Annotated in this window: 21 protein-coding genes; 12 read left to right on the forward strand and 9 right to left on the reverse strand. The window is 58.8% G+C overall.

The genetic code is table 11. The annotated features are described in order from the left end of the window. The first annotated feature begins 786 nt into the window (after positions 1-786). Positions 787-2805: a family 16 glycoside hydrolase gene (locus NA78x_RS00475; RefSeq protein WP_425616449.1), complete on the forward strand. Its 2019-nt coding sequence runs from the start codon at positions 787-789 to the stop codon at positions 2803-2805. Between the two features lie 171 nt (positions 2806-2976). After that, a complete protein-coding gene (locus tag NA78x_RS00480) occupies positions 2977-5418 on the forward strand; it encodes a helicase HerA domain-containing protein (RefSeq protein WP_425616450.1) in 2442 nt (813 codons plus the stop codon). Between the two features lie 12 nt (positions 5419-5430). Here the strand turns inward: NA78x_RS00480 and NA78x_RS00485 are convergent, their stop codons facing one another. Both NA78x_RS00485 and galE read right to left on the reverse strand, forming a co-directional pair. Continuing rightward, positions 5431-6702, reverse strand: coding sequence for a 1-acyl-sn-glycerol-3-phosphate acyltransferase (locus NA78x_RS00485; protein WP_425616451.1), 1272 nt, complete (start codon positions 6700-6702; stop codon positions 5431-5433). A 51-nt stretch (positions 6703-6753) separates the two neighbouring features. Continuing rightward, entirely contained in the window at positions 6754-7743 is a 990-nt protein-coding gene (gene galE, locus NA78x_RS00490; RefSeq protein ID WP_425616452.1) for a UDP-glucose 4-epimerase GalE, read from the reverse strand. Between the two features lie 290 nt (positions 7744-8033). Between galE and xerD the strand changes: the two genes are divergently transcribed. After that, on the forward strand, positions 8034-8975 hold the full coding sequence (gene xerD, locus NA78x_RS00495; RefSeq protein ID WP_425616453.1) for a site-specific tyrosine recombinase XerD: 942 nt from the start codon (positions 8034-8036) through the stop codon (positions 8973-8975). 4 nt (positions 8976-8979) lie between these two features. Here the strand turns inward: xerD and NA78x_RS00500 are convergent, their stop codons facing one another. Together NA78x_RS00500 and NA78x_RS00505 are read right to left on the reverse strand one after the other, a co-directional pair. Beyond that, positions 8980-9624 carry a hypothetical protein gene (locus NA78x_RS00500; RefSeq protein WP_425616454.1) on the reverse strand — a complete coding sequence of 215 codons (645 nt, stop codon included), beginning with the start codon at positions 9622-9624 and terminating at the stop codon, positions 8980-8982. Between the two features lie 9 nt (positions 9625-9633). Beyond that, positions 9634-11256 (reverse strand): acyl-CoA carboxylase subunit beta, encoded by a 1623-nt coding sequence (locus NA78x_RS00505; protein ID WP_425616455.1) that lies wholly within the window; start codon positions 11254-11256, stop codon positions 9634-9636. Positions 11257-11578: 322 nt separating this feature from the next. Between NA78x_RS00505 and NA78x_RS00510 the strand changes: the two genes are divergently transcribed. Beyond that, positions 11579-12304: a hypothetical protein gene (locus NA78x_RS00510; protein ID WP_425616456.1), complete on the forward strand. Its 726-nt coding sequence runs from the start codon at positions 11579-11581 to the stop codon at positions 12302-12304. A gap of 87 nt (positions 12305-12391) precedes the next feature. Here the strand turns inward: NA78x_RS00510 and NA78x_RS00515 are convergent, their stop codons facing one another. Then, positions 12392-12823, reverse strand: coding sequence for a bis(5'-nucleosyl)-tetraphosphatase (locus NA78x_RS00515; RefSeq protein WP_425616457.1), 432 nt, complete (start codon positions 12821-12823; stop codon positions 12392-12394). A gap of 55 nt (positions 12824-12878) precedes the next feature. Continuing rightward, complete coding sequence (gene bioD / locus NA78x_RS00520) at positions 12879-13658, reverse strand: dethiobiotin synthase (protein ID WP_425616458.1); 780 nt, start codon at positions 13656-13658, stop codon at positions 12879-12881. A 221-nt stretch (positions 13659-13879) separates the two neighbouring features. Here bioD and NA78x_RS00525 point away from each other — a divergent pair, with 221 nt between their 5' ends. The 6 genes from NA78x_RS00525 (at position 13880) to NA78x_RS00550 (ending at position 19414) form a co-directional block, all read left to right on the forward strand. Beyond that, a complete protein-coding gene (locus NA78x_RS00525; RefSeq protein WP_425616459.1) occupies positions 13880-14302 on the forward strand; it encodes a hypothetical protein in 423 nt (140 codons plus the stop codon). A gap of 127 nt (positions 14303-14429) precedes the next feature. Then, positions 14430-15665 (forward strand): prepilin peptidase, encoded by a 1236-nt coding sequence (locus NA78x_RS00530; RefSeq protein WP_425616460.1) that lies wholly within the window; start codon positions 14430-14432, stop codon positions 15663-15665. Further along, the gene (locus tag NA78x_RS00535; protein ID WP_425616461.1) at positions 15662-16510 is read left to right on the forward strand and encodes a TIGR00730 family Rossman fold protein; all 849 of its coding nucleotides are present in this window, start codon (positions 15662-15664) and stop codon (positions 16508-16510) included. Before NA78x_RS00530 ends, NA78x_RS00535 begins: the two co-directional genes overlap by 4 nt. 42 nt (positions 16511-16552) lie before the next feature. Then, the gene (locus tag NA78x_RS00540) at positions 16553-17266 is read left to right on the forward strand and encodes a hypothetical protein (protein WP_425616462.1); all 714 of its coding nucleotides are present in this window, start codon (positions 16553-16555) and stop codon (positions 17264-17266) included. A gap of 82 nt (positions 17267-17348) precedes the next feature. Beyond that, complete coding sequence (locus NA78x_RS00545) at positions 17349-18725, forward strand: cytochrome c (protein ID WP_425616463.1); 1377 nt, start codon at positions 17349-17351, stop codon at positions 18723-18725. Then, entirely contained in the window at positions 18725-19414 is a 690-nt protein-coding gene (locus tag NA78x_RS00550; protein WP_425616464.1) for a uracil-DNA glycosylase, read from the forward strand. The genes NA78x_RS00545 and NA78x_RS00550 overlap by 1 nt, the downstream gene beginning before the upstream one ends. Before the next feature lie 31 nt (positions 19415-19445). Here NA78x_RS00550 and NA78x_RS00555 read toward each other — a convergent pair whose 3' ends face one another. After that, the gene (locus tag NA78x_RS00555) at positions 19446-19913 is read right to left on the reverse strand and encodes a peroxiredoxin (protein ID WP_425616465.1); all 468 of its coding nucleotides are present in this window, start codon (positions 19911-19913) and stop codon (positions 19446-19448) included. A gap of 161 nt (positions 19914-20074) precedes the next feature. On the opposite strand from NA78x_RS00555, the gene NA78x_RS00560 reads away from it, so the two are divergent. Next, positions 20075-23038, forward strand: a complete 2964-nt coding sequence (locus NA78x_RS00560) for a c-type cytochrome (protein WP_425616466.1) — start codon at positions 20075-20077, stop codon at positions 23036-23038. 392 nt (positions 23039-23430) lie between these two features. Continuing rightward, positions 23431-25200 carry a hypothetical protein gene (locus NA78x_RS00565; RefSeq protein ID WP_425616467.1) on the forward strand — a complete coding sequence of 590 codons (1770 nt, stop codon included), beginning with the start codon at positions 23431-23433 and terminating at the stop codon, positions 25198-25200. Between the two features lie 34 nt (positions 25201-25234). Here the strand turns inward: NA78x_RS00565 and NA78x_RS00570 are convergent, their stop codons facing one another. Then, entirely contained in the window at positions 25235-26257 is a 1023-nt protein-coding gene (locus tag NA78x_RS00570) for a hypothetical protein (RefSeq protein ID WP_425616468.1), read from the reverse strand. 69 nt (positions 26258-26326) lie between these two features. Beyond that, positions 26327-26728: a 30S ribosome-binding factor RbfA gene (gene rbfA / locus NA78x_RS00575; RefSeq protein WP_425616469.1), complete on the reverse strand. Its 402-nt coding sequence runs from the start codon at positions 26726-26728 to the stop codon at positions 26327-26329. Positions 26729-26862: the final 134 nt, after the last annotated feature.

Here is a 26862-nt window from a genome sequence, read left to right on the forward strand (position 1 = left end):
TCCTGATTAGAAAGCTGCGGCCATACATTCACAAGCGTTGAGTGACGTTTTCTACCCGTTTGGTTCAAAGCACCAACCATAGTCATCTTGCTCCGCCGAGATGACAGCAGCTGTACTGAGCCAGATTGGTTCAAAAGGCTTGATCGAAAGGTTGTGGTAATAGGGGCCATTTTCGCGGTGTTGGAAAGGTTCATCTCGACGGAGCGAGATGACTACGGTGCGGGAAGGATCGGCTTGGCGGAGCGAGATGAATTAGGCGCGGGAAGGATCGGCTTGGCGAAGATGGCCATGGCGGTATTATTAAAATGTCTTGACTTAATGTCAATCATGTTTTAATATTTTTGGAGCGAGTTGGGATCGAGACTGCTCAGGGGTAGCTGACTGGTGGCAGGATGTTGAGCACCCCTGTTCAGGGCCTGTTCAGGCAACGGTTTGAACAGGGTGCAAGGTGGTTATCAAATGGTTATCAGGTAAGCGTTGATGCGTTCGGTTTTTTGTTCGCAACAGAATGACAGGAAATGGGTTATGGATTTTGGTTATCGCGAAAAAATCGCTCAAAAAGTTATCAAAAACTGGTTATCAGGAGCTTTGAAGGGGGCTGTTCAGCCGGTTATCGCCACGACTGAGGGATCGCCAAGGCGGAGCGTGGCGATTCCACCGTGCGCCACGGCAGACAGGCGAAAGTGAAGCCAAGCCCCCAAGCTCTGGCAATTGGCACTTCAGCCCGCTACGCTCATTGGCGATATACCCGGTCGACAAATTTCCTTCCTCTCTCGGATGGCTCTTATGAAAAACCTACGCTTCCTCTGCGCATTAGGGCTGCTGCTCGTCAGCGGCCAGTTGCTCACTGCTGCCGACAAACTGACGCTGGCCAGCCTGTTCACCGACAACGCGGTGTTGCAGCGCGAGATGCCGGTTCCTGTCTGGGGCTGGGCAGAGCCGAATGCCAAGGTCGTTGTGCAGTTTGCCGGGCAAGAGAAAGCGGCCACAGCCGACAAGTACGGCGCCTGGGCCGTGAAGCTCGATCCGCTCACGACTTCGGCCAAGGGAGCCACGCTCACCGTCAAAACGGAACCGGGCTCCGAAAGCCTGAAGCGGGAGAACATCCTCGTCGGCGAAGTTTGGGTCTGCAGTGGTCAGTCGAACATGGGCTTTGCCCTGAAGAACTCGGTCAATGGTCCGGAAGCCATCAAGGAAGCCGGTGACGATCAACTGCGTTTGTTCAACGCGAGTGCTCGCGCCGTCGACGAACCCCAGACAACGATCGGCGGCACGTGGGCCGTTGATGCACCCAAGAGCGCCGAGAATTTTTCGGGCGTGGCTTACTTCTTTGGCAAGGAACTGCGCAAGAGCCTCGGTGTGCCGGTCGGTTTGATCAAGTCGGCCGTTGGTGGCACCGTTGCCGAAGCGTGGACACCCAAGGCCGAGCTTGAAGCCAACCCGACCCTCAGCCCACTGTTTGCCGTGCAAGCGCAGAAGATTGCGGACCATCCCAAGGCTCTGGAAAACTACAAGAAGACCGAAGCGGCCCAACTGGCCAAGTGGGAAGTAGCTGCTGCCAAAGCGAAGGCCGACGGCAAGCCCATTCCGCGCAAGCCTGCTGCGCCCGTCGATCCGACGCTCAACAACAATCGCCCGACTGGTCTCTACAACGGCTCGATCGCTCCGCTGCAACCGTATGCCATGCGCGGGGCCATTTGGTATCAGGGTGAATCGAACTCAGGCCGTGGCAAGGAATATCAAACCCTATTCCCTGCCATGATCGGTGCCTGGCGCAAGGCTTGGGGGCAAGGCGACTTTCCTTTCCTCTTTGTGCAGATCACACCGCACAACGGCATGTCGCCCGAAGTGCGCGAAGCTCAACGCGTGACGGTGCAAACGACTCAGAACACCGCGATGGCCGTGACGACCGACGTGGGCGATGCAGCCGATATTCACCCGCGGCAAAAGCAGCCCGTTGGTACTCGCCTGGCGCTCGCCGCGCGGGCCCTCGCTTATGGTGAGAAGGTCGAGTACTCCGGTCCGGCGTATGACGCGATCAGTGTGAAGGGGAACAAAGCGACTCTGACCTTCAAACACGTGGGTGGTGGTCTGGTCGCGAAAGACGGCGAACTCAAGGGCTTCACGATCGCCGGTGAAGACAACAAGTTTGTGGATGCCAAGGCTGTTATCGAAGGGGACACCGTTGTCGTCTCGAGCGATGCCGTCAGTCATCCGCAGGTGGTTCGCTATGGCTGGACGAATGTTCCGGACGTCAATTTGTGGAACAAGGCTGGCCTGCCAGCTTCGCCATTTCAATCGGACCGCGCGTTCACGCTCGAACCAGGCTTTGAACCGCTGTTCAACGAGAAGGACCTGACGGGCTGGCGTTACAAAGACGGCTCGCCCTTCGATGGTCAAACGAGCGCCAGCGATGGTCGCTACACGGCCCGCGATGGCAAGATTGTCGTGAACTCCGGCAAGGGTCTGGCCCAGATGTGGACCAGCCGTGAGTTCCCGAAGGACTTTCAACTCAAATTGGAGTTTCGCGCAGGTGTGAACGCCGACAGTGGCATCTTCCTGCGTAAGCCTCAGTTGCAATGCCGCGACTATCTCCTGGCCGGTCCTTATAAGGAATTGAAGCTTTACAAGCCTCAAGACTGGAATGAGATCGAAGTGACGGTGAAGGATGGGACCGCGACTTCCACCTGCAACGGCGAACCGCTGAAGTTCGACGCGATGCTGCCAGCCACCGGCCCCATCGGCCTGGAAGCTGATCGCGGCCAAATGGAATACCGCCGCCTGCGCATCAAAGAATTGAAGTAACCCCGTGGGATAGGCATCCTGCTTGTCACTGCGTTTTTCCACGCCCCCGCCCCTGCGGCGGTGGTTTATTGGCTTTTGCACTAGCGTTACTCGGCGCTGCCGGAACAGCGCGGAGTACCGCTGGTTGCCAGCCTACGAGTTGTACAAATACTTGTCGAACAATCTGTGAAAGTGAAGTGGTTCGCAGCCATGCAAGACTTTGAGCGTTTGGGCGTCTTCTATCTCGGCAAGCAATACGACCTGCAGCAGAAGAAGCCGACCGACGAACTGCTGCTGTACGATTCGAAAGACCTGACCACCCACGGGGTGATTGTCGGTATGACGGGGAGTGGCAAAACAGGCCTCGCCATCTCGCTGCTGGAAGAGGCAGCCATCGACGGTATTCCCGCGATCGTCATCGATCCCAAGGGAGACCTGGGCAACTTGCTGCTCACGTTTCCCGATTTGAAGGCGAGCGACTTCGCCCCGTGGATCGATCCCGCTGAAGCGCTGCGCAAGGGACAAAAGCCGGAAGAACTGGCCGCGAAGACCGCCGAGCAATGGAAGGCCGGCCTCGCCGACTGGGGACAAACGCCCGAGCGGATTGCTAAGTTTCGCGATGCAGTCGATATCGCCGTTTATACTCCCGGCAGCAGCGCGGGGATTCCGCTGACGGTGCTACGTTCATTGGATGCTCCGCCGGCTTCGACGGTGCAGAATGCCGAAGCCTTTCGCGATGCGATCTCAGCAGCGGCGGCCAGTTTGCTGGGCTTGATGGGCCTCGATGGTGATCCGCTCCGCAGTCGCGAGCACATCTTGCTGGCCAACATTTTGGACCGCGCGTGGCGCGACGGCCAAAGCGTCGATATGCCCACGCTCATCCGTTACCTGCAACAGCCGCCGTTCGACAAGATCGGCGTAATGGACCTGGAAAGCTTCTTTCCCGCCAAAGAGCGCTTTGCCCTTTCGATGCAGTTGAACAACTTGCTGGCCTCGCCGGGCTTCAGCGCTTGGATGACCGGCGAACCGCTCGACGTGCAACGGTTGCTCTACACGCCCGAAGGGAAGCCCCGGCTGTCGATCTTGTCGATCTCGCATCTCTCGGATGCCGAGCGGATGTTCTTTGTCACCATCTTGCTCAGCGAAACGATTGCGTGGATGCGCAACCAATCGGGCACTTCGAGCCTGCGAGCGTTGCTCTACATGGACGAAGTCTTTGGCTACTTTCCACCGAGCGCCAATCCACCGTCGAAGACGCCGATGCTCACGCTGCTGAAGCAGGCTCGTGCCTTCGGCCTGGGCGTGGTTCTCGCCACGCAAAACCCGGTCGATCTCGACTACAAAGGCCTATCCAACTGCGGTACCTGGTTTCTCGGCCGCTTGCAAACCGAGCGCGACAAGCTGCGCGTGCTCGATGGCCTGGAAGGTGCTTCGGCCACCGCGGGGCAATCGTTCGATCGCGGGGAGATGGAAAAGATTCTCTCGGGACTCGGTAGCCGCGTGTTCTTGATGAACAACGTGCATGACGACGCGCCGGTGGTGTTTCAATCTCGCTGGGCACTGTCTTATCTGCGCGGACCACTCACCCGCGAGCAAACGTCTCAGCTGATGGCGGAGAAGAAAGCGGCTGCGGCTGCCAATGGCAGTGCGACCAAACCCTCGTCGCTGTTGGGGAACGCTAGCGAGCAACGACCCGTGTTGCCGCCGGAGATTACCGAGCGGTTTCAGCCACGCCGGCTCAGTCGCGGACCCAATGTCGGTCTCACGTATCGTCCACACCTTTGCGGTTCGGCGAAAGTTCACTTTGTGCAAGCGGCGTCTGGCATCGATCATTCGCAAAGCCTGACTTGGGTTGTTCCACTCGATGAAGCGCTGCCAGCGGATCCTTGGGCCGAAGTGGAACCGCTGGAAGACGAAACGCTGGAGTTGGAAAGCACGCCCGAGGACAAAGCGCAGTATCATCCGCTGCCGGCGGAACTTGCCCGGCCCAAGCAATACACCACGCTGGCCACTTCGCTCAAAGACTTCATCTATCGCAATCGCAAACTCAGCATCTGGAAGTGCGCGGCGCTGAAGGAGTGCTCGCAACCGGGCGAGAGTGAAGCGGACTTTCGCGTGCGGTTGTCGCAAGGTGCCCGCGAGCAGCGAGACTTGCTCGTCGAGAAGTTGCGCACCAAGTATGGTCCCAAGGCCGCCACTATTCAGGAGCAGATTCGCAAAGCCGAGCAACGCGTGGAGAGAGAAAAGTCGCAGGCCTCGCAGCAGACCATGAACGCGGCGATTTCGATTGGCTCTTCAATCCTCGGGGCAATCTTTGGCCGCAAGCTGGCCAGCGCCGCGAATATGTCTCGCGCTGCCACCGGCATGCGGGCCGCTGGCAAGATCGCTTCTGCTCGTCAAGACATTGGCCAGGCCAGCGAATCGGTCGAAGCGCTTGCTCAGAAGCTGGCCGACATGGAAGCCGAATTCAAAACCGAAAGCGACAAGGTCGCCGAACAGTTTTCCGAACAATCGCTCGAACTGACCGAAGTGCAAATCACGCCCAAGAAGACCGACATCGTCATCGGTCAGGTACAACTCGTCTGGCAACCGTGGCTGGTCAAAGCCGATGGTTCGTCGGAACCCGCGGTTTAGGTTCGTCACACCCTACGCCTTCGGTTCGCCGTTGGTGCGGTTGTTGGGAAAGATGGCCGCCACGGTTTGTTCGTCGAGGATCGGGGATTCCAGAGCGAGCTTGTCCATCATGCCTTGCAGTTGTTGTTGAATGGCGAGCATGAGCGGATCGATGGGGGCCTTGCGATCGCGCTCGGCCGAGACTTCGATGGCGGGGCCTACTTGCAGAATCACCTTCAGGTGACCATGCACTTTTGCGGAGTCGGTCAGGTCTTCTTCTAGTTTTTCGATGGTCTCCAGCACGCGGTCGACACTGGGCCGCGTCGTTAGATACTCGGGCGGATAGCTGGAAAGTTGCTGCGCCAGGTAGAGGTCGGCGAGATCTCGCCAGCGACGTTTCCGCTCTTCGCTGTCGATGGTGTTGGCCACCATCTCGGGCAGGATCTTGGTCCGTAGCGTGCGCACGCGCGGGACGGTCGTTCCTTCCTGAGCGTTGCCCAGCCAATGTTCTTCGAGAGGCCGCAGCAGGCGGTCGATCAGCTTCTGCAGTCGTTCGGCCAAGGTGCCCGTTTGTGTTTGTCCGAAGTATTCGATCTCCTTCAAGCTCAAGAGGGCCAGTCCCGCTTTGGAGACGCGTGCGAGCAGATCGAGTTGACGTTGAGGTTGCCAGGAAAGGCGGTCTTCGATCCGTGTCAGTACTTCATCGGCAGCGCTCGCGAGATTGCCACGAAACAGATACTTCACCGCCACGGGATGTACGACGACCTTGCCCGGCGGTGTTAGCTTGGCTCGCTTCTTGGCCGCAGCCCGCGCGATGAAGGCAACGCCATCGAGCAGCGCGTGTAAGTAGTCGGCCGTGCGACTCGTCGCCCCTTCGGGGAAAATGACCAGCGGCCTTCTACCTTCGCTGAGCAAGTCGATGGCCGTGTTGATGGCCTGTCGATCGACGCCTTCGCGATTGACGCTGAATGCGCCCATCATCCGGATGATGGTCGAGTTCAACCAGCCATGCTGAAAGAGATGCCAACTGGCCATTGCGTACAGTTCGCAGTGGGCGGCCTTCGACAAAAAGCCCATGGCCACGGGGTCGGCGGTGCGCGGATGGTTCGGCGTGAGCAGAATCGCATGCTTCGCGGCCAGCGATTGCTGCAGGAACTCGACGCCCCGAATCTCGTGCTCGACGACTCCTTCCTTCCGCCGCAGGTAGTGGTACGGCAGGCGAATGAATTGAAAGAACCAGGGGAACATCCAGCTATGGTAGGCCGGCGTAAACCGGTAGGGCTTCTCGACGATGATCTTTTGCATCGCCCTATGGTACCCAGCAAGCCCCGCGGCATGAATGCCGCCAACGAGCCTTTAGCCCTTCGTCGCGAAGCCCTGTGGATGGGTCCGGTGCCAGTTCCAGGCCGAGGCGACAATCGTTTTCAGGTCGGAATGGTGGCACTTCCAGTCAAGGGTTCGCTGGGCCAGCGAAGAGTCGGCCACCAGCGCCGGCGGGTCGCCCGGCCGACGAGCACCAATGACCGCTGGAATGGGATGACCGCTTACCTGGCGGCACATCTCAATCACTTGCTGCACGCTGAAGCCCACTCCGCTGCCGAGATTCATTTTCAACCCTTGGCCAGGCTGTAAGCGATCGAGCGCTCGCAGGTGAGCCTCGGCCAGATCGTCGACGTGAATGTAGTCGCGAATGCAGGTGCCATCGGGGGTAGGATAGTCGTTGCCGAAGATCGTCACCTTCTCTCGCTGCCCAAGAGCCACTTGCAGCACGATGGGAATCAAGTGCGACTCTGGGCGATGATCTTCGCCAATGAGCCCATCCGCCGATGCACCGGCGGCATTGAAGTACCGCAACGCAGCGAAGCCAAAACCATAGGCGCGGGCGAAGTCATCGAGGATCTGCTCGACCATGAGCTTGCTGACACCATACGGATTGATCGGCTTCTGCGGAGTCGTTTCGGCGATCGGCGATTTTTCGGGCTCGCCGTACGTGGCCGTGGTGCTCGAGAAGACAATCTTCCGCACGTCCGCTTCTTGCATCGCCTGCAGCAGGCGCAAGCTGCCGACCACATTGTTCTCGTAGTACATGCTCGGGTTCGTTACCGATTCGCCGACGAGGGCAAAGGCCGCGAAGTGCATGACCGCGTCGATGCGCAACTCGCGCAGCAGGTTGACGAGACGCGTGGTGTCGCTCAGGTTTCCTTGAAAGAGAGGCGTATCGAGCACCGCCGGTGGATTGCCCTGGGACAGGTTGTCGTAGATCCAAACCTGATGCCCCGCTTTGCGCAAATGCCGCACGGCATGCGAACCGACGTAACCTGCACCACCGGTAACCAGAATCTTCATGCTTGGCCCATCTTTGTTGAGGGTCGTTCATCTTGCGCGGTTGGCCGCGCACGGTCGCTGCTGTGTTCGTATCGTAGCGCTGTCGAGGTCGACGGAAAAGGAGACTTTTTCCGCAGCGGTGCGAATGCGTCACGCCGGCTAACGGTTGTAACGAATACTTTGGCCAGGAGCCGAATGTCGTAGCTCTCGGCGGCAACTCGCCGAAGACAAAGATACCCTGCGATCTGCCTGCGTGCGGACCTCTGGGTGAACTTCGTTGTTGCCCCGAAATTTTCCGCGATCGTGCCCGCATGCCTCCGCGCAAGACTCTCAAGGTTGTCCAAGCAGCGCCCGCGGCAGGTGGCCAAACGGCCCGCTGGGTCACGCTCTGCCTCGACTATCTGCGGACCGAGTGCCACCTCGCTGCCAACAGCATTGCGGCCTACACGCGCGACCTGAAGCGGTTACAGGAATGGCTCGGCGACCGCGCGCTGCCAAATCTGACGATTCGCGATCTCACCAGCTATCTAGCCTGGCTGCAGCAGAAAAAACTAGCCCCCGCGAGCATCGGCCGGCACATGGCCGCCTTGAAGGTCTTTTTTCGCTTCCTGCAGGTCGAAGGCGTGCTCAAGGAGAACCCCGCCGAGTTGCTCGTTGCCCAAAAGCAATGGCAACGAGTGCCGGAGGTCCTCTCGGCCAAGGTGGTGAAGGAACTCGTTGGAGCGCCCCAGCTTTACGATCCGTATCCCAAACGCGATCGCGCTCTGCTGGAATTGCTGTATGCCACGGGCTGCCGCGTGTCGGAAGTTTCCGGGCTGCAGATGCGCGACTTGCACTTGGAAGATCGGCACTGCCTGGTGCATGGCAAGGGTAGCAAGCAACGGTTAGTACCGCTCGGCGATGGGGCCCTCAATACCCTGCGCGACTACCTGGAGCACGAACGTCCGCTGTTTGTGGCCGCTGCGCGTACGCCACCCAGCTGGGTTCTGCTCTCTCGTCGCGGCAAGCAATTGCGGCGCGAAGCCATCTGGGAACTTCTCAAACGCTACGTCGCGCGCATCGGCGGCCCCGCCTCCGCCAGTCCCCACACCATGCGCCACTCATTCGCGACCCATCTGCTTTCCGGCGGCGCTGACCTGCGCCAGGTGCAAGAACTGCTTGGCCACGCGAGTATTGCCACAACGCAGATCTATACCCACGTCGACCAGACTCGGCTGAAGAAAGTGCACCAGCAATATCATCCGCGGGCGTGATCTATTATTCGCGCAGCAGTTCCGGCATTCGCTCGCGCACCTGCTTACGGGCAGAAGGGAGCAGCATGAGGAACGATTCGGGCAGAGCGGGCAAAGTGACCCTGCGCATGACTTGGTTCAATCGATAGAGCAGCCTTGCATCATCCTTGTAGTCGGCGAGAAAGCGCTCCGTCTGAAAACGCGGCAGAAACTTGCACAGCAGTTCGGACTGTTTGGTTGCCAAGCTGTTGATATGGTGCTCGATCATGGCCGGTTCGAGTTGCTCAAGGGCCGCGTAGTAGCGAGGCAGCAGTTGCGGGTCATCTTCGTCGAGGCAAGAGTCGAGCAGCAGTTCGACCAGAATGTGCCCAACAAAGCTGGGGCGAAAGCCATCGTCGGGTGCGAGCAGGTCGCGAATTTGCAGGGTGAACTGCAGACTCAGTTCGACAAAGGCCCGCTGCTGGTGAAACCAGTCGTCGTCGGCGTGATGCTGCATCACGCCGCGCGCAAACGCAGCGCGGACGGGATCATCCGATTCGATATGCTCGGCAACCGTCTTCGAGCGGAGTCTCATCCGCCGATCAATCACGCTCAGCCAATCGGGCGCAGCAGTTCCTGCGAGGTAGTACGGGTCGTGCGTAAAGAGTCGGCCGTGAGCGAGATAGTTCATAGTCGCAGATCAAACCTGAAACACGCCCAAGCGATAAGGTTCTTCCGTCGCGTAGCGAGTCACAACTTCCAGCGATTGAATCAGCACGTTGCGTGTCGCTGCCGGCTCGATAATGGCATCGACCCACAGCCTGGCGGCCGCATACCGCACATCCGTTTGTCGTTCGTAGTCGCCGGTGACTTGCGCACGCAGTTGAGCCAACTCGTCGGCATCGGCAGCATGCCCCTGCTTTTTCAGGCTGGCGACCATCACATCGAGCAGCGTATTCGTGGCCTGCGAGGCACCCATCACCGCACAGCGAGCATTGGGCCAGGCAAAGATGAAGCGGGGATCGAACGCTTTGCCGCACAAGGCATAGTTGCCAGCGCCGTACGACCCGCCGGTGATGAGCGTCAGCTTGGGGACTCGGCTGTTGCTCACCGCGGAAACCAGTTTCGCTCCCGCTTTGATGATTCCTTCCCGCTCGCTATCGCGCCCGACCATGAAGCCGTTCACATCTTGCAGGAAGAGGAGCGGGATGAAGTCCTGATTGCAGTTCATCACGAACCGGGCAGCCTTTTCCGCCGAATCGACGTACACGACACCACCGAACTGAAACTCGCCCCGCGCCGTTTTGATGCGATGCAACTGGTTAGCGACGATGCCCACCGGAAAGCCGCCAATCCGAGCCGTGCCGCAAACGAGCGTTTGCCCATAGTCGGCTTTGTACTCGTCGAAGCTATCGGCATCAACAATTCCCGCGAGCAGATCGCGCACGTCGGCCTGCCCCCGATGTTCGCCCGCCGCGAAGGAGTTCAGTGATTCCGCCGGCTGTCGTGGTTCCTTGGCTTCGATCCGCGAGAACGGCGCTGCCGGAACAGCAGCATCGACGGGAAGCAAGCCGACCAGATCTCGCAAACGGTTCAAACAGGTTGGCTCGTCCTTCTCGCGATAATCGATGGTGCCGCTGACGGCGGCGTGCATCAGCGCCCCGCCGAGATCTTCGCTGCTGACATCTTGCCCGATCGCTGACTTTACGAGCGCTGGGCCGGCGAGATACAGCCCCGAGCCTTCGGTCATCAGCAGTTTGTCGCAGAGGACCGGCAGGTAGCCGCCGCCAGCGACGCAATTGCCCAGGATTGCGGCGTATTGAGGAATGCCGGCCGCCGAGATCACGGCGTTGTTCCGAAAGATGCGGCCAAAGTCGTCTTCATCGGGAAAGACATCTTCCTGCAACGGCAGAAAGACGCCAGCGGAGTCAACGAGATAGATGAGAGGCAAGCGATTGAGGAAAGCGACCTTCTGGGCCCGCAGCACTTTTTTGGCGGTCATGGGAAAGAACGCGCCGGCTTTCACGGTGGCATCATTGGCAATCACCATGTGCCGCCTACCGTTCACCTGCCCCACTCCGCACACCACGCCCGCCGCTGGTGCACCTCCCCAGTCGGCGTACATCTCGAAAGCGGCCCAGAGGCCTATCTCCAGCCATGGCGAGCCCGGGTCTAGCAACTGAGCAATTCGCTCGCGGGCAGTGCCACGTCCTTTGCCATGTTGCCGCTCGATAGCCGCGGAGCCTCCTCCCTGTTCGATTCGCGCGGCTTGCGTAGCAAACGAACTCAGCAGCGAAGTGAAATCGGCAGCCGCCTCAGCCATAAGTCACACATTTTCCCGGGTTGATGGTTGGCACGACGCAGCGGACATCAGCGTGCTCGCGCGCCGTTCAGGTCCGCGTCTATTTCCGAGAACGGCAATCTCAAAATGGGAGCGATTCGCGACTTTGCGACGCCAGCACCCTGCGATCTGTTCTACCGCAATTTGTCTGTAAATGTTGTAACTCGAATGGCAATCGCCGTTTGCACGTTTCCGCACGAGTGCACCGCCGTGTTTGGCATAGTGGTTGCAATTGATCAATTCCAGAGAAAGTCAAATCCAGCGAACGGAATCGAAAAGCGAACTTAACACGGGGATTATAGCCATGACTCGAATTTGGAATTTTGCGATTGCTGCGGTGTTGGGGCTCGTTTCCGTTTCGGCTGCGAGTGCTCAAACTTACGGTCCTTACGCGGGCGGATACAACGCAGGCGCGTACCTTGGCTCGGCTCCCATGCTGGCCAATCATCACTCGTCGACCATCGACGAAGGCATCCTGACGGGCCAGTCGCGGCTCCTTCAGGGGGCTGGTATCTACAACGCTTTGACTGCCGAAGCCTACAACCGTTATCAGGACGGCTACGCCAAGGAGTTGGACAACAAACAACGCTATGTGAAGACCTACTTCGAAACTAAGCGGCTGAATGCCAGCTATCGTGCCGAAACCATGCCCGCTCCGCTTTCGAAGGAAAAGCTTGACCAGTGGAATCAAGAAGACCAACCGAGCCGCTTGTCGCGTCGTGAATACAACGTCGATACCGGTCGCGTCGCATGGCCAGCAGTGCTGCAGGCCCAAATCTTTGACGACAACCGCTTGTATCTCGACGATTTGTTTGCTCGCCGCAGTGCGAATGAGTTCGGTGTGAACAGCCCCTTCTATCGCGAAGTGAAGGCCAGCACGACTCAGATCAAAGATCAGCTCCGTAGCTACCTCCGTAGCGAAGACAAGTTCTTCTCGGATCAGGAATATGTTGCCGCTCAGAACTTTCTGAACAGCCTGCAGCAGGAAGCCCGCATGGCTCCCGACCTGAATGGTTTGGTGGCCAACTAACCAAAGCCGCCGCCTAACAGCGGCCTCAACGATATGGGTGGATACCCGCTGGGAGGGGACGGTAAGCCTGGAAGGTTTGCCGTCCCCTCATTTTGTTTCTTGCTGCAGAAACTTTTCAACGGCTGCCAACAGCTGATCGATGGTCTGAGCCTGAATCTGATGTGGCGGCTGCCACTTCACCCACTCAAAGTCCGGATGCTCGGTCAACTTGATCTTCACGGGCTTCAGCAATTTGGCCAAATAGATCACCACCGTCTTGTGGCAGCGCTCGCGAAACCGCTTGGAGTTCACTTCGTACTGCGTGATCCACTGAAAGCCTTCGACCAACTCAATCTCTTTCGCCTTGATGCCGGTTTCTTCCTTCAACTCGCGCAAGGCGCATTCGAGGTCGGTCTCCCCTTCGTCCAGGTGCCCCTTGGGTAAATCCCAACGATGCGCGTGCTTCATTAGCAGAAACGAGCGTTCTGGTTCGTCTCGCATCACCAGTACGCCACAAGCGCGAATCTCTTTGAGCTTCATCGGTCCTGCATATTCTGAGGGACAGCTTCTTCGGGGCTACGTCAAAACGGTTTGTCTAACCAGGCACAACTGCCGTTCGTGCAGGCTGGGCCAGGTGCATCCAGTCGATGGGGCGATCGAATGTCGGCTGCAAGTAGCCAAGCTGCGCCAGCACCGGCGGCACGCACCGCAGCTCTAACTCACAGCGGTTGAAACGCACACTCGGGTCGCCCGCACCTGGTGGCAAGACATCGTTGAGCACGATACCGGCGACCGGCAATCCGCTGCCGAAAGCTTGGGCGGCGATCAAGGTTTGCAAGGTATGGTTGATGGTACCGATGCGATTGGCAGCAACGACGATCAGCGGAAAACCAAAATCACGGGCCAGGTCGGCGACATAATCTTCTTCGCCGACGGGCGACATTAACCCGCCCGCTCCCTCGACCACCACCACATCGCTCCGCTTGATCCAATACTGCAGCCCACGACGCAACCGCGCGGCGTCGATTTCTTTCCGCTCTTCTTTCGCGGCCAAGTGCGGCGCCAAGGGTGCCGAGAATCGTTGCGGGCAAACCGCCGACAACTTGCCCGGCCGGCCGGCCGCTTCCCACAGCGCGACTGCATCATCCGAGACGAGATTCTTGCCTGACTTTCGGCAACCACTGGCCGCGGGCTTGTACACACCGACTCGCCAACCCGTTTCGGCCAACGCCGCCGCAATCTTGGCCGCGACATAGGTCTTGCCGACACCCGTATCGGTGCCCGCCACGAACAGGCCTCGGCAACGCGCGGCAGAACCATGAGCCGCTTGAATGCTCGGTGGCTTGCGCGCCGAAATGGTTGCTCCGCGTCTCATCGCCTGTGCCTCATGCCCGACCTTGCTCCCAGCCCCTGACGCTCGTTCACCGTTCTGTCACCGTAACAACTCTGCGCGGCATGCAACAGCGGGTAATCCCCGGCGACGATTCGCGGGGGCTTGACGATCAGGCAGTTGTTTCCTGCCACGCCGGTAATTAGTGTGAAATGAAGCAGGTTCCGTTTTGCTTTTCTTTTTCTGTTCGTCAGCCGAGCTGCACCATGATTCGCACCCTCACGTTCGTCTTCAGTCTGCTTGTTCTCTCCGCCGCGAGTGCCAACGTCGCTCAAGCTCAGTTCCCCTACGGTGGCGATGTGGCCGCCTGGAACGGGTGGGGCGGTTACGGTTATGGCAATGGTTGGGGCTACCTCGGCACCCGCGTCGGCTTCGTGCCGCAACCTCCCTATTATGCCATTCACCCGCCGGTGTACTACAGCTCGCAGATCATTCGCCGCCCTTACGGCACCAGCCCGTTCGCCTGGCCAGCCACCTATCCCTCGTTCACCAATGCACCCCTGCCGGCCCAATCGCAGGCGCAGGCCGATCCGGTATTCGTTATCAACCACTACGTGCAGCAGCCCGGTGCTGAGCCTGCCAACGGCGGCGGTGTACTCCCCGCACCACGTCCGGCCAGCGACGAGTAGTCTCGCTGCGACCGCCCGGCATTGAATCCGCCTGACACTGAATCGCCTTTGCGACTCTGCAGCAACCTGCGACAATCCGCTCGGTGTGGATTGCCTCTTGTTGTTCCTTTAGCCGATCGCTGTCTGCATGGACGTCGCGCTGTTAATCTCGCCGCTGGCTCAAGTCACGCGGCGAATCGTAATCGAAGAACCAAGGGTCTCGGCCGAGACCATCTGGTGGATCGGAGCGGCGCTGCTTGGCACCTGGATGTTCGCCGTCGGTGGTTCCGTCGGCAGCTTTCTCAATGTTGTCGTCTATCGCCTGCCAGCAGGCCTGAATCTGATCTCCCCCGGCTCGCGCTGCCCCCGCTGTCTTTCGCCGATCCGCTCCCGCCACAACATTCCGATTCTGGGCTGGCTGCTGCTGCGCGGCCGCTGTGCCGATTGCCACCTGCCCATCTCCTCGCGCTATCCGCTGGTTGAAACCTGGGTGGCGTGCCTGTTTCTGCTCGTCGGTTGTGTCGAAATTCTCGGTCATGGAATGAACCTGCCCGTCCCGCCCGCCGGTTCGTGGCGCGCGCCGCTCAACACGTTCGAACCGTGGCCGCTCGGCATTGCCGTGATGCTGCATCTGTTCCTCCTTACGACGCTCGTCGCGGCGATCCTCATCGACTACGACGCGCACCGCATTCCCCGCCGACTGTTTCTACCCGTACTGTTGTTCGCCATCGTGGCTCCACTCGTTTGGCCGGCAGTTCATCCCGTACCGGCGATCAACTGGCAAGGTTGGCAGCTCCCCATCACGCCGAGCAATCGCTGGCTGTTGGGCTTGGTCGATATAGCCGCCGGGGCAATCGCAGGGCTACTAGCGAGTGCCGCCTTCTATCTGACAACTCGCAGCCGGCCCCAATTGGTGCAGCGTTACTTCGGTCCCGTCTCTCTCATGTGGATCTCTGTTGGCTTGGTGTTTGGCTGGCAGTTCATTCCGTTGGTGCTTTGTGCTTGGTCGATCTCGCTGCTGGTGAATGGCCAAAAAGCTGATGGGAGTCTGCGTTGGATCCCGCCCGCCGCTCCGCTCTTTGGCTGGCTGCTGCTGGCACTGCTCACTTGGCGCTGGTGGCAGCCTTACTTCCGCACGATCGAACCCCACACAACAACCAGTGTGCTCTCGATGCTCGGCATCGTCGCGCTCAGTTGCGTCACCCTGCTCGTTGTCACGCTGAAGTTGCCCCTGGAACTCGTTTGGGACAAACCCTCACCAGCACCAGTTGACGAGTTGCCGGCGGAAGAACCAACTGCGGAACCACCGCCTGCGGACGAAGCACTGCTCCCCACTTCCACCGCAGAACCTCCTCTCCCCTCGCCCAGTGATGAACCGTCATGAACCTATTGCCCCTCGATGCCATCCTCAGCAGTCCCAGCTATCGACTCGCGAATCAAGACCCCGAGTTTCTGGAACGTCCCGAGCTGCGCCCGGTGCGCATGCAACTTGAGTTGCTCAAGCCCGAAATGCTGCTGAGCGAAAATCAAATCGAATCGACCATTGTCGTCTTCGGCGGCACGGCCATTGTTGAGCAGCACGAAGCCGATCGACGTTTGCTCGAAGCCGAAAACTTCCTGCAGGAAGCTCCTCACGACGCTGACCGGCAACGGGCCGTGGTGCGAGCCAAGAACGTCGTCGCCAAGGCCAAGTACTACGACCAGGCCCGGGAGTTCGGCCGCCTGGTTTCTTCCACTTGCCAACTCGGCGGCATCTGCAACTACGTCATCGTCACCGGCGGTGGACCGGGCATCATGGAAGCCGCCAATCGCGGCGCGCACGATGTGGGCTGCAAAAGCATCGGCCTCAACATCACCCTGCCGCAAGAGCAGGATCCCAATCCCTACATCACTCCCGAGTTGTGTTTTCAGTTCCGCTACTTCGCGCTCCGCAAGATGCACTTTCTCATGCGGGCCAAAGCGCTCGTCGTGTTCCCCGGCGGCTTTGGCACACTCGACGAAATGCTTGAAGTCCTCACGCTCAAGCAGACCGGCCGCATGCAGGACATTCCCGTCATTCTGTTTGGCCGCCAGTTCTGGGACGCCATCATCAACTTTCAAGCGCTCGCCGACGAAGGCGTGATTGCCGATCACCACCTCAAGCTGATCCAATATGCCGAAACACCAGCCGAAGCTTGGGAGTTGATCACGCGCTTCCATCGCCTGCGAGAAGAAAGCCACATGGACTAACGCTCGGCAAGATCCACGCCGCTCTAGCGAATAGCCAGCACCATGAAACTCACCTGCCCCGATTGCCGCAAACCAGTTTCCGCCGCCGATGTGAACATACAACTCGGCATCGGCAAGTGCGTAGCCTGCGATGCGGTGTTCAACATCTCCGACCAGGTGGGAAGTCCGCTGCGTGGCTCGCGCCGCAACATGCCGCTCAAGGCACCCAAGCACTATGTCGTCGATGACTTCGGCCCCGACTTGGCCATTCGCTGGAGTTGGTTCACACACGCCGTTTGGTTCCTCGTCTTCTTTGCCCTCTTCTGGGATGGCTTTCTGCTGATGTGGTACGCCAGCGCATTCGCCGGCCTGCGCAACGGTCTGAATGCCGGCGCCATACTCTTCCTGGTCTTTCCGCTCATTCACGTGGCGGTCGGAGTAGGCATCACCTATGCCTGCCTCTGCTGTTTCATGAATCGCACCGAAATCAAACTCGCTGGCGGCGAACTGGCCGTGTGGCATGGTCCGCTGCCAGTCTTCGGCAGTCGACGCATCCCCACCATGGACATTCGCCAGCTGTATTGCACCGAGAAGTTTCAACGCAGCAAGCATGGCGGCTCCTTCGTCTACACCCTCAGTGTGCTACTTCAAAGTGGCGAGCGAATCATCCTGATCGGCAACATGCGAGAACCGGACGAGGTCCTCTATCTCGAACGGGCCCTCGAAGAACGGCTGAAGCTCACAGACGAACGCGTCCCCGGCGACTGGGTCGGTTAGAGGTTGTCTTCAAGCAGCCTCGCGGTAGGATGAAGCGTGGGCGGGCTCCCCTTTGTTCTTTCTTCTCGCGGTCGGTGCAAGCATGAGCAAGACATTATCTCCGCTGGCGACTGCCGGTTTGCTCGCACTGGCGTTCCTCTTGGCGGGTACAGTTGCCGCCAAAGAGCCCGAGACCGCTGCCGAGCGAGGCTATCGCTGGTTGACGCAAAAATCGTATCTGCCCGCTGACTTCACGCAAGAAGTATTCGACCAGGCTTGGACCGAATGGCCCGAACCGCTCCGCTCGCAAGCCGAAAAAGCGACGCCCGAAGAGCGTCGCGCAATGGCCTTCAGCCGTTATGGCCTCACGCCGCGCCCGGACGATCCGACCAAGCCTCTGCAGTATGTTGTCGATGACAAAGGCGTGTGGACGATGAACTGCTTCGCTTGCCACGGCGGGCAAGTGGAGGGCAAGGTCATTCCCGGTCTGCCCAATTCGCGCTTCGCCCTTCAGACACTCACCGACGATACTCGCGCGTACAAATTGAATCACGGCAAGTCGCTCGGGCGGATGGATCTCGGCAGCCTGTTCGTGCCGCTGGGCACCACCAACGGCACCACCAACGCAGTGATGTTCGGCGTGGCCTTGATGAACTTTCGCGACCCCGACTTGTCCGTTCACAAAGATCGGCTGCCGCCGCGGATGGTCCACCACGATATGGACGCTCCGCCGTGGTGGCACTTTCAGAAGAAGGATTTTCTCTACGCCGACGCCTTCGCCGGCAAGGGACATCGCGGGCTGATGCAGTTCATGATGGTGCCGCAAAATGGCCCGGCCAAGTTCCACGAATGGGAAGCCGACTATCGCGACGTGTACGCCTATATCAGTTCGATCGAGCCACCCAAGTATCCGCATGCCATCGACGCGCCGCTCGCTGAAAAGGGTCGTCTCGCGTTCAATCGCGTTTGTTCCGATTGCCACGGCACCTATGGTCGCAACAAAGACGAAGCTGATAACTGGCCCGCGAAAGTGATTCCGCTAAGTGAACTGAAGACCGACCCGGTGCGTCTGCAGGCGCTTTCGCCGGCCCAGCGCAATGCGTACGGCAGCAGTTGGTTTACCGACTTTGGCAAGATCCCGAATGTGAACGAACCGAAGGGCTATGTGGCTCAGCCTTTGGATGGCATCTGGGCGAGTGCCCCTTACTTGCATAATGGCAGTGTGCCGACGCTCTGGCACATGCTGCACCCGAGTGAGCGGCCGAAGATCTGGAAGCGAACCGAAACGGGCTACGATCAAAAGCGAGTGGGGCTTGAGGTCGAGACTTTTGATGCTCTGCCTGCGAGCCTTTCGGCTGCTCAAACGCGCGAGCACTTCCATACCGAGCGCTTCGGCAAGAGCGCCGCCGGGCACGACTATCCCGATGCGCTCAGCGAAGACGAGAAGACCGCCGTGCTCGAATACTTGAAGACGCTGTGATGGCGGCCATCGAGCCAGAGTGGCAATCGCTGCAGCAGCAGATCATCGCCTGTGAACGCTGCCCGCGCTTGCGCGAGTACTGCCAGCAGATTGCCAGCGACAAGCGAAAGGCCTATCTCGCTTGGGACTACTGGGGTAAGCCGGTTCCAAATTTTGGCATCGCGCCCGTGGGCCTGTTGATTGTCGGTCTGGCTCCAGCAGCGCACGGGGCGAATCGGACCGGCCGCATGTTCACCGGCGACCGCAGCGGCGAATGGCTCTATCGAGCGTTGCACCGCGCGGGCTTTGCGAATCAGGGACATTCGGAGAACATCGACGACGGTCTTCAACTGACGGGTTGCACCGTCACCGCCATGTGCCACTGCGCCCCGCCCGATAACAAGCCTTTGCCAGAAGAGATTTCCGCCTGTGAACCGTGGCTGAAGCAGACGTTCGACTTGGCTCGCCCGCGCGTGATGCTGGCCCTGGGACAACTAGCCTGGAAAGCAACGCTGGCCCAAGCCCGCGAGCGGCAATGGTTCACTGCCAAGAAGCTGCCCGACTTTGGCCACGGCGCCGAGGTCTCGCTCGCTGGCGACCGCCGGCTGCTTGGCAGCTATCATCCCAGTCAGCAAAACACCTTCACTGGCCGCTTAACCGAGCCGATGTTCGACGCCATCTTCACGCGAGCGCGCGAGCTGCTGGGCTGAGATCGCGCCAGCCGAGAAGTTCGACGGGCGACTAAGTCTCAGCGACCAGTTTGCGGACGGTGCCGAGGGCTTCGGTGACGTGCTTACTGGCGAAGAACTGCGAATTGAAGATCTGGCGGACGACCCCCTTTTTATCGATGACGTACGTGACGCGGCCGGGGAGTAGTCCCAGGGTTTTCGGCACACCATAGGCCTTGCGCAGCGAACCATCGGCGTCGCTCAGGAGTAGAAAGGGAAGCTGTCGTCCCTGGGTGAACTCCTGGTGCCGTTCGAGCGAGTCGCTGCTGACGCCAATGACCACGGCTCCGGCCTGGACAAAATCCTGGTAGGCATCGCGAAAGGCACAGGCCTGCGCGGTACAGACGGCTGTATTGTCGCGAGGATAAAAGTAGAGCACGACGGTCTGCTTGCCCAGGTAATCGGCGAGAGCAACGCGCGCGCCGGTCTGAGCAGTGCCAATGAAGTCCGGAGCAGAATCACCGACACGAATCGCTGGCATGAACGTAACTTTCTCGGCACATGAGGCACAATCTGGTTGCAGTTCCTCTATTGTCCCAGGGCATCACCGCTGGTGGCAATGGCAGGGCCGGCATCTATACTGAAAGGCCCGAAACTAACAGGCTCAACCCCGCCCTTAATACCTCTCCTGGAGTTTGCTTGATGTCCCGCTGTGTTTGCCTCCTTAGCTTACTCGCGATTGTTTGCTGCACCGCCGTGCTGCAGGCCGCCGACCCCGTTCCCGAATGGCTGTGGTCCAACAAGGGTGCCAAAGATGGCGAAATGGCCTTCTTTCGCAAAACCTTCGACCTGAAAGAAGTTCCCGCCTCCGCGACGTTCGCCGGTTCGTGCGACAACGTCTTCACGCTGTTCGTGAACGCCAAGCATTGCGTTGAGCACAACAACTGGGAAACGCCCGTTCGCGAAGATGTACTCAAGCACCTGGCAAAGGGGCAGAACGTCATCGCCCTCCGCTGCCGCAACGAAGGTGGCGCGGCCGGGATGATCGGTCAGTTGGTGTTGAAGTTCAAAGACGGCAGCACGCAGATCGTTGCTACCGACAAGAGCTGGCTCAGTAACACCGAACCGAGCGATGGCTGGCAGCAACTGACCTTCGATGACAAAGCCTGGAAACCAGCTCACGTCATTGGCAAGCTGGGAATTGGTCCCTGGACCTCGGTCTCGCTCAATGGTGCGCGCCCAGCAGGGTCGCTCAATTCGGCTACGCCCGCCGAAGTCATTCAGACTCTTCCCGGCTTTGAGGTCGAATTGGTTTACTCGGTACCCAAGGGTGACCAAGGAAGCTGGGTCTCGATGACAGTCGACCAAAAAGGCCGACTGATCACTTCCGACCAAGGTGGCTCGCTCTATCGTGTCACGCCAGGCAAGACCAGCGAAGAAACCAAGGTCGAAAAGCTGAGTGTGCCCATCGGCCAGGCTCAAGGCCTGCTCTGCGTGCAAGACAAGCTCTTTGTCGTGGTGAATGGCAATGCCGCGCAAGGTTCTGGCTTGTATCGCATCACCGATAAAGATCAGAACGATGAGTGGGATACGGTCGAGCTGATGAAGAAGTTCGAAGGGGGCGGCGAGCATGGTCCGCATGCGGTTCGTCTCGGTCCCGATGGCAAGCTGTGGGTGATTGCTGGCAATCACACCAAAGCTCCCAAAGAGGTCGACCCCGCCTCGCCCCACAAAAATTGGGCAGAGGATTTGCTGTTGCCGCGCAATCCTGATGGCAACGGTCACGCGACCGGTGTGATGGCGCCCGGCGGTTGGGTTTTCAAGACCGATTTGGACGGAAAAAACTGGGAGTTCTTCTGCGGTGGCTTTCGCAATCAATACGACATTGCCTTCAATCAAGATGGTGAACTGTTCACGTTCGATGCCGACATGGAATACGACACAGGTTCGCCCTGGTATCGGCCGACGCGTGTGAATCACTGCGTGAGTGCCGGCGAATATGGCTGGCGTTACGGTACCGGCAAGTGGCCTGCCTATCACACCGACAGCCTGGGAGCCGTGGTCGATATTGGCCTGGGTTCACCAACGGGTATTGAGTTTGGCACAGGTGCGAAGTTCCCCGCCAAGTATCAACGAGCGCTCTACATCAATGATTGGACTTACGGCAAGATTTACGCAGTCCACATGACACCGGCCGGTGGCTCTTACACCGGTACCTTCGAGCCCTTCGTGCAAGGCAAGCCATTGCCGGTCACCGACGTCTGTGTTCATCCCGATGGCTGTCTCTATTTCTCGATTGGCGGTCGTGGCACTCAGTCGGGCGTGTATCGCGTGAAGTACACGGGCCAGGAATCGACTGCACCTGTCGCTGCGGAGAAGAATGACAAGGCAATTGCTGCCCGCGAACTGCGCCATAAGCTCGAAAGCTTTCACGGCAAGCAAGATTCGCAAGCAGTGGCAACTGCCTGGCCTAACCTGAATTCGACCGATCGCGCGATCCGTTATGCCGCCCGCGTTGCTATCGAACATCAGAACCCGAGCGAGTGGCAGGCCAAGGCATTTGCTGAAACAAAGACCACGGCTGCAATTCAGGCGATGGTGGCCTTGGCTCGCACTGGCGATAAATCGCTGCAGGCACAGATTGTGGACAAGCTCAACAGCTTGCCGCTGGAACGCATGTCGGAAGATCAGCTGCTGAGCGCCACACGGGCTTACGGCCTGACCTTCATTCGACAGGGAAAGCCGGACGCCGCAACCGCCGAAAAGGTCAGCAATCGATTGAAGGGGCTGTATCCTCATCAAAATGAGTTCGTCAATCGCGAACTATGCGCGCTCCTTGTCTATCTGGAGTTCCCCGGGGTCGCCGAGCCAACGATGAAGCTGCTCGCTGCCAGCCAAACGCAGGAAGACCAGTGGTACTATGTCTTCACTCTTCGCAACGCGGCCCAGTTGCTGAACAACGAACAACGACGGGCTTACTTCGGTTGGCTCAATCTGGCTGAGCAAACTTACCGTGGTGGTGCCAGCTTCAAGAAGTTTGTGATCAAGGCTCGGCAAGACGCAGCCGACAAACTGAGCGAAGCCGATCGCCTGGCGCTCAAAGACGTGATTGAAGACAAGACCAAGGTCGAAGCAGTGAAGCTCGAGACCACACGCCAGTTCCTTCACAACTGGCAAATGGACGACGTGCAGGAGATGCTCAGCCAGGCTGAGACCGGCCGCAACTTCGAAAAGGGCAAGGCTGCCTATCAGGCCGCCCAGTGCTACAAGTGCCATCGCTTCAACGGCGAAGGTGGCGACACGGGCCCGGATATCACCGGTGTCGGCAATCGCTTCAATGCCCAGTACATCCTCGAAGCGATCGTGGTGCCGAGCAAGGTGATCTCCGATCAGTATCAGAGCTCGCTGGTGCTGACCGTGGGTGGTGAAGCGATCGCTGGCCGTATCATCGGCGAAGACGATAAGACGATCACCATTCGGACGGATCCTTTCGCCCGCGAAATGACCGTCATTAAGAAGAGCGATATCGAAGAACGTCAAAAATCGAGCGTCTCGGAGATGCCGCAAGGCCTGATCAACACGCTCACCAAGGAAGAGATTCTCGATATGGTTGCCTACCTGCGAGCCCAAGGCAAAGCCGACGACAAGGCATTTCAAAAGAAGTAGCCAGATGTAGTCAGCAGGCTGGCACGATTGTGTCGGCCGACTGACGAGAGTTGTCATCACGATAATCCATCAAGCCTTTGGAGGTTACTCTCCAAAGGCTATTTGTTTAATTGTGATTCTCGTCCAGAAGGTATTAACCTTAATATGGGTGCTTGCCTCGAAAAAACAATTGCAATCAGCTTGGCCCCTGGTAGATTACCCCCTCAATCAGAATAGATGAATATTCTGTCTACGCCGGGGACCGCGTATTGCGTTTGGACGTTCTGTCACGCGCCAGCTCACCTGGGATGTGAGTAAACGCACTAGAAACTCGCTTGCATGCGAAGCTCCCGCGAACTTTTGTGCCTAAAGCGGGGGCCCGCGCGCAGACGTGAAAACCAGGGAGCACGATCATGCTGGGTGAGCTCTACAAGAACATTTGCGATGTGGTCGGGGCTGTGTTCCTTTGGATTGGCGGCCTGGCAAAGCGATTTCCGTTGCAGTGTGCGTTCGTGGTGATGTCGCTCATCATCGCCGGAATTCTCTGGCGCTTTTATCAAGATGCTTCGGAACACACGATCACCCTGTTTGTAGGACCGCCAGGATCCTCCAGCTACCGGATCAGTGACACTCTGGTTAGCGCCATCGAAAGCCAAGGTCCTTCGCTGGGGGTGAAGTACAAAGTCAAGATTGAGCCGACCCAAGGCTACATCGATATCAAGCAACGGCTGGAGAGCGATCAGTCGGGGCAGTCGCTGGGGATGTTGGTCGACGGCATGGATTGCCCCTCGTTGCGGACACTGCTGCCGATGGACTGGGACTATCTGCACATTCTCGCTCGCACTGACTTCCTGCAGCGCTTTCCCAAGGAGAAACTGCGGCCAGCGAACGAAACTGGCAAACAGTACGTCCTGCCGCGGGAGTTTTCGGACATTGCCAGGCATTTGGAGTATGGCAAGGTGTACGCGGGCCCTGACGCCAGCGGCACGCGCCGGTTTGCCGAGGTGCTCTACGCCATGCATCAATTTGGGGACTCTGGCAAGGACTTGCATGACGTCCATTCGGTCGGCCTGACCGATTGGAATCAGGCGGTAGCCGCTTTGAAGCAAGGCGAAATCGATGTGGCTTTCTACTGCGGGCCCTTGGGTGCCACCACCATCAAGGAAGTGTGCGAAGACAATTCTGCGGTGCTGCTAGGAATTACGGATTTGCGTAGTGCCCTCATCAAGTCCGATTCGTTCTCGATGATTCCCGGGACGATCCCGAAAAACTTCTATTCAGCTGCTCCCTTCCCGGATGCGCCTGCGTCTCGGTGGCCCGATAACAATTCCGGCGAAGTCTCGAAGGTTTCGTCGGTGTACTTCAACGATGCCGATATTCCGACCATTGCCGCGCGGCGGTTGATTGTCACTTCCAAGAACATGTCAGAAACGGATGCCTACATCATCAGCGGTGCGCTCGCCGATCGGCTGGGGGAAGCGAGGTACATTCCGAAAGATACCTGGCAGCGTCGCAGTCCCGACGAAGAGACGGCCAAAGCCAACAGCGACTTTGGAATTGCTCCTCATGCGGGAGCGGCGCTGAAGCGAGACAATCGCCACTTGGTCCGCTTCTGGGATCCGTGGACCTGGAATGCCAGCGTACTGACAATTGCTGGCGGCTTGGCACTGGCGGCGGCGACTTCCGCTACCCAAGCACTGCGGAGTTGGTTCTCAAACTCGGCCCAACGCGGCGAGCAACGCAGTCGCGAACAGAATCAAGCCTCCCGCCAAGTGACCGCCCCGATTCAAACCGAGACCGCGCAGTTTTCGGCCCTGCGCAACTTGCGTTCTCGCTGGTTACATGAGGAGCCAGAGTCAACCGCGGCGGATGCAAAAGCGGAAGATACGCGCGATCAACAGGCGAAGCCGAAGGCCGGCGAAGAGACCTGGAAAGAGTTGCTGGAGGCCACCAAGATCATCGCGTCGCTAGCCGACAATAAAAGTCTCACCGCCCAGGAAAGAATGGACCTGTCGGTTCAACTGCTGGAGCTTGGTATTGCCATTCGCATGGCCAAGATCGAAGGTCGCCTCGACAAGCAACAATCGCAGGAACTCATTTTTGATTGGCGCGACCTGAAACGGCAACTGCAGTCTCTGAACCCGCGCAAGCCGGCGAAAAAACGACCGTCTCGCCAGCGTTAAGCGATCCGCGAGCAGCGCAACCGCAGAGATCGAACTACCGGGGCTTCTTCTTGGCGAGCCCCTTGGAGTCGGGCTTTTTGCCGGCGGGCTTGCCATCGCTCTTCGGCTTGTCTTTGGGTTTGTCCTTGCCGTGAGTGTCTTTCGGCTTGGGTGCGGACGAAGCAGCAGGCTTGGCGTGCGATTTGTCTTTCGATTTGTCGCCGGGCTTTTCTGGGCCCTTCTCGGCAGCCTTGGCTTTGGCGGCGGCTTCTTCCTTGGCCTTGGCGGCAGCAGCCTTGGCTTCGGCAGCGGGATTCGGCTTCGGCGTAGGAACGGGAAGTTCGAACGGCTTCTTCTCGCGCACGACGGGCAACTTGGCAAAAGCTTCGCGAATGGCAATCCGCTTTTCGAGTCGTTCTTTGAAGTGCGAATCGATTTCGGCAAGGATCGCGCGGAGCTTGCTCGATCCGGGCGAAGCAGCGAGGTCAGCACCGAACTGATGCAACAGCGAGCCGAACTCCACGCCCTTGTTCTTTGGGATGGCTCGTTCGGCACCGGGAACGATGCTCTTCTCGGCTTCCTGGTCGGTGATGCAGTTGACGGCATAGAGCGCGTCGATGGCACCGTTGTTCACGGGAATCGAGTGGCCGCCCAGTGCATGTTGTACGACGTAGGCACGCACGAACAACGACGAGCCGACGATCTTTTCGAGATCCTTTTCGGCCTTGCCCAGGTTCTGCTTGATGAGCGGATCGAGGTCGAATGTATAACTGGCTTCGAAGACCGACTGCAGCGACTTTTTGATGCGCGTGGCGGCGGCGGGAGCATCAGGAATGCTGGTCATCACTTCGGCTAGTTCGGTCAGCGTGGTGACGCGGACTTCGTTCCAATCGAAGAACAATTCCTTGAGCTTGGCGAACGCTTCGTCGGCGGCTTCGACGCGGGCATTCTCCAGGCAACACGCATACAGCATGTGTTCGAGCACGTTCCGCTCGGCCGGTGGCACGGCCGGCTTGTAGTGCTTCTTGAGAACTTTGTGAACCTTGCCCAGGATTGCTGCGCGGTTAGTACCTGTCATGCCTGCCTCAGACGATTCGTCAGTAGTGGTCGGTCGGATGTGTGCGGGGGAGCTTGAGTCCAGGAGGGACTATTCGGACATGTCTTCTTCGTCCGCATCCTGCTGGGGCATTGGTTGCGTCGGCTTGTCGGCGGGAAGCACTTCCTTGAGGATGCGCGCCACTTCGAGCGAGTGCTTGACGCCCTTGTCCATGACGAAGGTCAGCTTGGGCGTGTAGCGGGTATCGATTTTGTCGGCGATCACGCTTTGCAAAAAGCCGGCGCTGTTTTGCAGGCCGCGGAACGCGAGTCCCTGTTCCTTTTCTTCGCCCATGATGGACACGTGGACCTTGGCCGACTTCATGTCGGGCGCAACCTCCACCATGGTGACGGTGACGTTCTTGACGCGCGGATCGCGGACCTCGGTGAGAATGGCCATGCTGACCACTTCACGAAAGGCTTCGGCGGCTTTGAGGAGACGGCGGGAACTCATACGGGCAACTACGATTCAAACAAACAGGAGTCTAACGAACGAAAATGCAATTCAAGCAGTACCGCCGCTGGTGAATCCAGCGGCGGAGAAAACCTTGACCCGCGCAAACCACGGAGGTCGAAGCGAGCCAAACA

It is taken from the genome of Anatilimnocola aquadivae, assembly GCF_049819085.1.
Classification (GTDB): domain Bacteria; phylum Planctomycetota; class Planctomycetia; order Pirellulales; family Pirellulaceae; genus Anatilimnocola.

Excerpts from the sequence above, each read along its gene's own strand:
- NA78x_RS00475 (WP_425616449.1), top strand. The coding sequence starts at position 787 with ATGAAAAACCTACGCTTCCTCTGCGCATTAGGGCTGCTGCTCGTCAGC.
- NA78x_RS00485 (WP_425616451.1), bottom strand. The coding sequence starts at position 6,702 with ATGCAAAAGATCATCGTCGAGAAGCCCTACCGGTTTACGCCGGCCTAC.
- galE (WP_425616452.1), bottom strand. The coding sequence starts at position 7,743 with ATGAAGATTCTGGTTACCGGTGGTGCAGGTTACGTCGGTTCGCATGCC.
- xerD (WP_425616453.1), top strand. The coding sequence starts at position 8,034 with ATGCCTCCGCGCAAGACTCTCAAGGTTGTCCAAGCAGCGCCCGCGGCA.
- NA78x_RS00500 (WP_425616454.1), bottom strand. The coding sequence starts at position 9,624 with ATGAACTATCTCGCTCACGGCCGACTCTTTACGCACGACCCGTACTAC.
- NA78x_RS00505 (WP_425616455.1), bottom strand. The coding sequence starts at position 11,256 with ATGGCTGAGGCGGCTGCCGATTTCACTTCGCTGCTGAGTTCGTTTGCT.
- NA78x_RS00510 (WP_425616456.1), top strand. The coding sequence starts at position 11,579 with ATGACTCGAATTTGGAATTTTGCGATTGCTGCGGTGTTGGGGCTCGTT.
- NA78x_RS00515 (WP_425616457.1), bottom strand. The coding sequence starts at position 12,823 with ATGAAGCTCAAAGAGATTCGCGCTTGTGGCGTACTGGTGATGCGAGAC.
- bioD (WP_425616458.1), bottom strand. The coding sequence starts at position 13,658 with ATGAGACGCGGAGCAACCATTTCGGCGCGCAAGCCACCGAGCATTCAA.
- NA78x_RS00525 (WP_425616459.1), top strand. The coding sequence starts at position 13,880 with ATGATTCGCACCCTCACGTTCGTCTTCAGTCTGCTTGTTCTCTCCGCC.
- NA78x_RS00530 (WP_425616460.1), top strand. The coding sequence starts at position 14,430 with ATGGACGTCGCGCTGTTAATCTCGCCGCTGGCTCAAGTCACGCGGCGA.
- NA78x_RS00535 (WP_425616461.1), top strand. The coding sequence starts at position 15,662 with ATGAACCTATTGCCCCTCGATGCCATCCTCAGCAGTCCCAGCTATCGA.
- NA78x_RS00540 (WP_425616462.1), top strand. The coding sequence starts at position 16,553 with ATGAAACTCACCTGCCCCGATTGCCGCAAACCAGTTTCCGCCGCCGAT.
- NA78x_RS00545 (WP_425616463.1), top strand. The coding sequence starts at position 17,349 with ATGAGCAAGACATTATCTCCGCTGGCGACTGCCGGTTTGCTCGCACTG.
- NA78x_RS00550 (WP_425616464.1), top strand. The coding sequence starts at position 18,725 with ATGGCGGCCATCGAGCCAGAGTGGCAATCGCTGCAGCAGCAGATCATC.
- NA78x_RS00555 (WP_425616465.1), bottom strand. The coding sequence starts at position 19,913 with ATGCCAGCGATTCGTGTCGGTGATTCTGCTCCGGACTTCATTGGCACT.
- NA78x_RS00560 (WP_425616466.1), top strand. The coding sequence starts at position 20,075 with ATGTCCCGCTGTGTTTGCCTCCTTAGCTTACTCGCGATTGTTTGCTGC.
- NA78x_RS00565 (WP_425616467.1), top strand. The coding sequence starts at position 23,431 with ATGCTGGGTGAGCTCTACAAGAACATTTGCGATGTGGTCGGGGCTGTG.
- NA78x_RS00570 (WP_425616468.1), bottom strand. The coding sequence starts at position 26,257 with ATGACAGGTACTAACCGCGCAGCAATCCTGGGCAAGGTTCACAAAGTT.
- rbfA (WP_425616469.1), bottom strand. The coding sequence starts at position 26,728 with ATGAGTTCCCGCCGTCTCCTCAAAGCCGCCGAAGCCTTTCGTGAAGTG.